Source organism: Micromonospora chalcea (genome assembly GCF_002926165.1).
GTDB classification, from domain to species: Bacteria; Actinomycetota; Actinomycetes; order Mycobacteriales; family Micromonosporaceae; genus Micromonospora; species Micromonospora chalcea.
In genome coordinates, this window is sequence record NZ_MAGP01000058.1 from 1 (window position 1) to 5,721 (window position 5,721).

A 5,721-nucleotide genomic window follows, 5' to 3' on the forward strand; every position below is an offset into this window, starting at 1 on the left:
CGCCGACGGCTCGGGCCGCTTCCTGCGTCCGGTCTGGTCGTTCAGTGTCGCGGTCATCACGGCACCCTCCTCACCAGGCACAACGCCCGGCAGGTCAGGCCGGAAACACCCTTAGATCCACAGACCCCACCGCCGTTAAAAATCTGATTGTCGCGCTACGCAAGGCCGCTGGCTTGGAGGACGCTGCCTGAGAGGGCGGTTCGGTAGCCTTTGCCCATTGTGGGCTTGGCTCGGGATGTGAATGCGAGCGATGGTCGTAACCGGTGAGGTCCCGGTCGCGTTGGGCCGATCATGGGCGAGCGAGCGGCGTATCCGAGTGACCTGACCGACGAGCAGTGGGCGGTGGTCGGTCCGTTCCTGCAGGCGTGGAAGGACCGGCATCCGTCGGTGTCGGGGCATCAGGGCCGCTACGAGCTGCGGGAGATCGTGAACGCGATCTTCTACCAGAACCGGACCGGCTGTCAGTGGGCGTACCTGCCGCACGACCTGCCGCCAAAGTCGGCCACCTACTACTACTTCGCTCTGTGGCGTGATGACGGCACCGACCAGGTGATCCACGATCTGCTGCGCTGCCAGGCGCGGGAGAAGGCCGGCCGGGCAGAGGACCCGACCGCGGTGGTGTTGGACACACAGTCGATCCGGGCCGCCAACCACGTCCCGGCAGCGACGACCGGCAAGGACGCCGGCAAGAAGGTCCCGGGCCGCAAGCGGGGCCTGGCCGTCGACGCCCTCGGTTTGATCATCGCGGTCGTGGTCACCGCGGCGTCGGTCACCGACAACGCGATCGGCGTGCGACTGCTGGACAACGTCGTGGCTCACACCCCGACGGTGACCAAGGCATGGGTCGACGCCGGGTTCAAAGACGACGTGCAGATCCACGGCGCCGTGAACGGCATCGACGTCGAGCAGGTCAAACGCTCCGACACCACGGCCGGGTTCGTGCCGATCGCCCGCCGGTGGGTAGTGGAGCAGACCAACGGCACCCTGATGCTGCACCGCCGTCTGGTCCGTGAATACGAGAGCCGACCCGCCTCCGCGGTGTCACGCACCTGGTGGGCCTCGACGGCGAACCTCATCCGCCGGCTGACCGGCACCACCACCACGTCCTGGCGCGACCCAGGCGTGGACAGCGGGATGCTGGCAGGATAGGTCAGCAACGAAGCTCCTGTGCTGGGCAGTGCGCCTTGGTCGACTGCTGTCCTACCGGGAGCTTCGTCCTATCTGGAGCAGCGACACTCCGCTACGCGCCTGCTCAGGAGCCCTCGATCACGATGAAAATGGCTCAGTGGGGCCGTGATGCTCCTGACTGCACTCGACCGGGACGATACGCGGGCCTGCCGCAAGCGCGCGATGGATCCTGACACGAACTCCTTGATCGATCGACCCTCGAAGGGCAGTGGCCGGAGGGTGCGCCGATCCGGCGGACTACCGCGCCTCGTCGCCGTGGCGACGCCGCCCCTCGACCCGGTCCTGGACGATGCGCGTGCTCTGGTCGGGAGCCAGTTCCGAGAACACCCGCAGGTGCTTCTGGTCCACCCACGTCACCTGCGTGCCGTCCCCGAAACCGTCGTAGCTGTCGACGCTCTTGCGGGTCAGGTTGTTCATCCTTCGGCCGTCGAGGTCACAGGCGAACATGTCGGTCGCCAGCCCGTTCGGCTGCGGCGACTCGAACGCCACCCGGGCACGTTCCGGGTCCGGATCCGACAGGAGCGGGCGACCGGTCGCCGGTGAGCGCCAGACGTCCTCGGGATAGCGGATCCCGGCACGGACGACCAGAAGGTAGGGCGTACGGGACACCGGCCGGCCGCCGATGCACTCGACCGCGACGACCAGTCCCGGCGTACCCGTCGATCGCGCCACCTCGACCTGCCCGGCGTGCAGGGCCGCTCCGTCGACGTACGGCAGTATGCCGCCGCGGTCGAGCAGCCCGACCGCGGCGAAGCGACGGTGCGGGGGCCGTCCGGAGACGGCTTGCAGGTAGGCGAGGTCCGTGATGATGTGCAGGACGACACCGGCCGCCGCGCGACACGTGCCGCGCACCACGAATCGATGGGGCAGCGGCGTGGCCCGGGCGAGGTCCGCCCCGGTCAAGGCGGTGCGCAGGTCGACCCTGCGGGGGTTCGCCCCCTCCGCTGCGGCAAGCGACCAGTCGGCCGGTAGGACGTACAGGTCGCGGCCCGGGACCAGCACCCGCTTCTGCGGGCCCTCGCCGTACTCGACCGCGCTGATCCGGACGTTCGAGGCGACCGGGATCGCGTCCAGTTCGAGGGCGGGACGCAGGTGACGTCGCCTCACCCGCAGGCTGACGTGTCCCAGCTCCGCCGGATCCGCGGTGGGCCGGAACTCCAGCACCAGGTAGGCGACCACGCACAGGACGGTCAGCGCCCACGCCAGCCACAGGTTGCCGGCCAGGAAGGTGGGCACCTGGGACGTCGAGTAGTTCACGACGATGCTGGTCACCGTGAGGACAAGGGCGGCCAGCAGAGATCGACGTACCCCGCGCTCGGTCCGCATGCGCCGCAGGCTAGTGCACGCGGGACTCGACCTTCCATCCCCCGACGCGTCGAGTCTCTGCACTGTGGACCTGTCGACGATGACCGACGCGGTGACCGCGGCGTCCCGACTGCGCCCGTCAGACCCCGGCCCGGCGCCGACGCCGGCGAGTGAGGCTGGCCGGTCAGGCGAGGGACGAGGGCAGTGGCACCTCTCCCCGCAGCGCCCGCTCCGCCAACTGGACGCGCTGGGGGTGGAGGGTGGTGTTGGCCAGCGGATGACCGGGCACGTTGATGCACCGTTCGCCGGGCACGGAGTCACAGACCGGACAAGGGAGGAACAGGCCGCAGGACGGGACGAGTTGCGCGTGCCCGCCGCCTAGGGCGTGTCCTGCCGATCATGTAGTGGTTGATCGTTGACGATGTGCCGGTGGTGCGTCGTGGTGAGTTGACCGATGAGGCGTGGGCGGTGATCGCGCCGCTGCTACCGGAACCTGGCGGAGCTCGGGGGCGGTGGCGGGATCACCGTCAGGTCATCAACGGGATCTTGTGGAAGCTGCGTACGGGTGCGCCGTGGCGTGACCTGCCGGAACGCTTCGGGCCGTGGAAGACCTGCCACGAACGGCTACGCCGCTGGACCGCTGACGGGACATGGGATCGGATCCTCGCGGCGGCGCAGGTGCACGATGACGGCACACCGGTGCAGTGGACGATCAGCATCGACTCGTCGATCGTGCGGGCGCACCAGCATGCCGCTGGCGCCCGCAAAAAGGGGGCGCCCAGGCAAGTGCGGCGACGCCTGGTGCGCAAGATGGCGAGGCCATCGGCCGGTCCCGCGGCGGGTTGAGCACGAAGATGCACCTCGCGGTCGACGGACGCGGACGGCCGCTGTCGATCTTGCTCACCCCCGGCCAAGCCGGCGACAACCCGCAGCTGTTGGCGCTGCTGGACGCGATCCGCGTCAACGAGCCCGGGCCGGGTCGGCCCCGCAAGCGACCGGAGGTGCTGATCGCGGACAAGGGCTATGCACATGACTCGACCCGGCGAGCCCTGCGATCGCGCGGGATCCGGCACGTCATCCCGGAACGCAGCGACCAGGTCGCTCGCCGGGCCGCCAAGGGCAGCCACGGCGGGCGACCACCGGCCTTCGACAAGGTGATCTACAAGAAGCGCAACGTCGTGGAACGCTGCTTCAACCGGCTCAAGCAGTGGCGTGACCTGGCAACGCGATACGCCAAACGCGCATCCCTCTACCGAGCCGGCCTCGTCCTGATCGCTGCCGTCATCTGGCTCCCATGATCGACAGGACACGCCCTAGGGCGATGGTGTCTTCGCTCGGTTGGGCGTCGAGGTCGGCGAGCACTCTCGTCAGGGCGCGCAGAAGCGTACGAATGCCGTCGGCATCGCCGAGGGCGTGCCGGGCGTGCATAGCCTTGGTGTAGAGGGCTTCGTTGTACCGGTCTAGGACGATGGCTTTGTTCAGCAGGTCTGATGCGGTCTGCGGGTCTTGGTTAAGCAGGTCTTCGGCGAGGAGTAGGTGGGCTTCGGTGCCCCAGCGGCGCACCGTCTCGCGGTGGGGTTGGAGCCACTCGTAGTCCTGCCCCTCGGCCAGTGGCGCGTCGTAGAGCTCGCAGGCGGCGGTCAACAGTTCGTGGCGGCGCAGTCCGGTGGCGATGGTGGCGCGACGCATGAGGTCGCGGAGAGTCCACACGTCGACGTCGACCGTCGTCGGGTCGAGTCGGTACCGGCCGGCGGTTTTGATGATGTAGGCGTTTTTGGTCTCGGCGGTGCCGGCACGGCCGAGGACGTGTCGCAGGTTCGAAGCGTTGGTGTGTACGCGTTGGTCTGCTTGGCTGAGGCGGGCGTCGGGTTCGAGGTATTCGCCGATGTCGCGGGTGGTGACGCCGTCGGGGTGGCAGGCCAGGAAGACGGCGAGTTCGAGGGCTTTGGCGCGCAGGGGCCGTCCCGGTTTGGTGATGTCCTCGATCCGCGGCGGGCCGAGCACCCGAAGTCGGGCCTTCCCGACGACAGCGGCGGAGGGAGTTGCAGTTGCCGCGGGCTGATCCTGAGATGCCGCGTCGTTCCGGCTGGCGTGCAGGGCAATGACCGTGGCCGGTACGCCTGGCGAGGTTGTCGCTGGAGGTTCGCCGGTTTGTGCTTCGCGCAGCGTGGTCAAGGTCTGGATCGCTGTGGTGGGTTCGAGCACGGGTAGGCGCGGCGGTAGCGGTTCGGTTGGCCGACCGGATATGAGGGTGGCCCGTCCGTCTGGGGCTACGTCAATGGTGACGCCGGGGGGCCACTCACCAAGCAGTACCGCGAATACCTGCCTGCTGGCGCCCGCGGCCAGAGCCGCTTTGACGCGGGCTGCGGCTGCTGCGGCTGGTGTCTCTGTGATGAGGACGACCGGAGACAGAACCTCTACTTCCGGAGCCTTGGGTTGTTGCTGCTCGTCGGGGTCGGTCAGCGTCTGTTCGTCGAGAAGGCGGCTGCGGTGCAGCAGCAGGGTCTCGATCGTGGTGAGTGCGTCGTCGAGGGTGTCGGTGATATGCAGGCGCGGCCATGAGCTGACGGTCGTCATTTCGGTGCCGAGCAGCGTGGTGAGGGTGGCGGCGTCGATGACGACCTCGCCATGCGCGTTGGGGTGTTGCGGGTCGCCGGAAGCCAGCGCTGCTACGAGGGTGGCGCGTGCGGCGGGAGCTGCGCCGTCGCCGACGAGGCCGACGCCACCGGGCGGCAGCGGGACAAGGGCGGCCAGTGGTGCCCCGTCGTCGGAGTGCGGGAGTTCGGGGTTCCGGGCCACGGCACGGCGTAGCTCGGCCACCGAAGGCGGCAGGTGAGTGGGTGGATCGTCGTGGGGGTCGCCGGTGTAGCGGCGCCGGCGTTGTCGCCACACCAGGGCAGCTGCCGCGCTGATGGCGGCGGCGAGGGACCAGGGCAGCCACTCCGCGGAGGTCAGCTGCAGACCCCGCTGGTGGTCGGTGTCCTGCGGGCGTTGCGCGCCGTCGGCTTCCGGCGAGGACGAAGGCCGCGTGGGAGCGTCGGTGGGTGACCCGGGATCCGGTGCGGTGGGTGTGGTTGGCGAAGAGCTCCTGGGCGTGGCGGCCGTCTCGTGGTTGTCCGGTGTGGGTGGATCGGTGGTCTGCGGGGCTTCCGGCGGGTAGGCGCAGTTCCCAGCCCGGGTAGATCAAGTCGCAGTCGCGCAGGGTGCCGCCGACCTGGGGAAAGTGGC

5 protein-coding genes are annotated in these 5,721 nt (G+C 69.1%); 2 read left to right on the forward strand and 3 right to left on the reverse strand.

Translation table 11 applies throughout. The annotated features are described in order from the left end of the window. The first annotated feature begins 291 nt into the window (after positions 1-291). Positions 292-1,149, forward strand: a complete 858-nt coding sequence (locus BAW75_RS06820; protein ID WP_104112994.1) for an IS5 family transposase — start codon at positions 292-294, stop codon at positions 1,147-1,149. 276 nt (positions 1,150-1,425) lie between these two features. Here BAW75_RS06820 and BAW75_RS06825 read toward each other — a convergent pair whose 3' ends face one another. Continuing rightward, positions 1,426-2,514, reverse strand: a complete 1,089-nt coding sequence (locus BAW75_RS06825; protein ID WP_146074803.1) for a hypothetical protein — start codon at positions 2,512-2,514, stop codon at positions 1,426-1,428. 163 nt (positions 2,515-2,677) lie between these two features. Next, positions 2,678-2,836, reverse strand: coding sequence for a zinc finger domain-containing protein (locus tag BAW75_RS33415; protein ID WP_420914987.1), 159 nt, complete (start codon positions 2,834-2,836; stop codon positions 2,678-2,680). An 89-nt stretch (positions 2,837-2,925) separates the two neighbouring features. On the opposite strand from BAW75_RS33415, the gene BAW75_RS06830 reads away from it, so the two are divergent. Continuing rightward, positions 2,926-3,791, forward strand: a protein-coding gene (locus tag BAW75_RS06830) for an IS5 family transposase (RefSeq protein WP_208635197.1) whose coding sequence is annotated in 2 segments (ribosomal slippage) — positions 2,926-3,259 and positions 3,259-3,791 — 867 coding nt in all. Because the reading frame shifts where the segments join, the coding sequence is not laid out codon by codon here. Here the strand turns inward: BAW75_RS06830 and BAW75_RS31965 are convergent. Next, positions 3,775-5,313 (reverse strand): AfsR/SARP family transcriptional regulator, encoded by a 1,539-nt coding sequence (locus BAW75_RS31965; RefSeq protein WP_146074804.1) that lies wholly within the window; start codon positions 5,311-5,313, stop codon positions 3,775-3,777. The two genes, BAW75_RS06830 and BAW75_RS31965, sit on opposite strands and share 17 nt — an antisense overlap. Between the last annotated feature and the right edge of the window lie 408 nt (positions 5,314-5,721).

Bases quoted from the DNA above. Each gene is read 5' to 3' on its own strand.
- BAW75_RS06820 (WP_104112994.1), top strand. From the start codon at position 292: ATGGGCGAGCGAGCGGCGTATCCGAGTGACCTGACCGACGAGCAGTGG.
- BAW75_RS06825 (WP_146074803.1), bottom strand. From the start codon at position 2,514: ATGCGGACCGAGCGCGGGGTACGTCGATCTCTGCTGGCCGCCCTTGTC.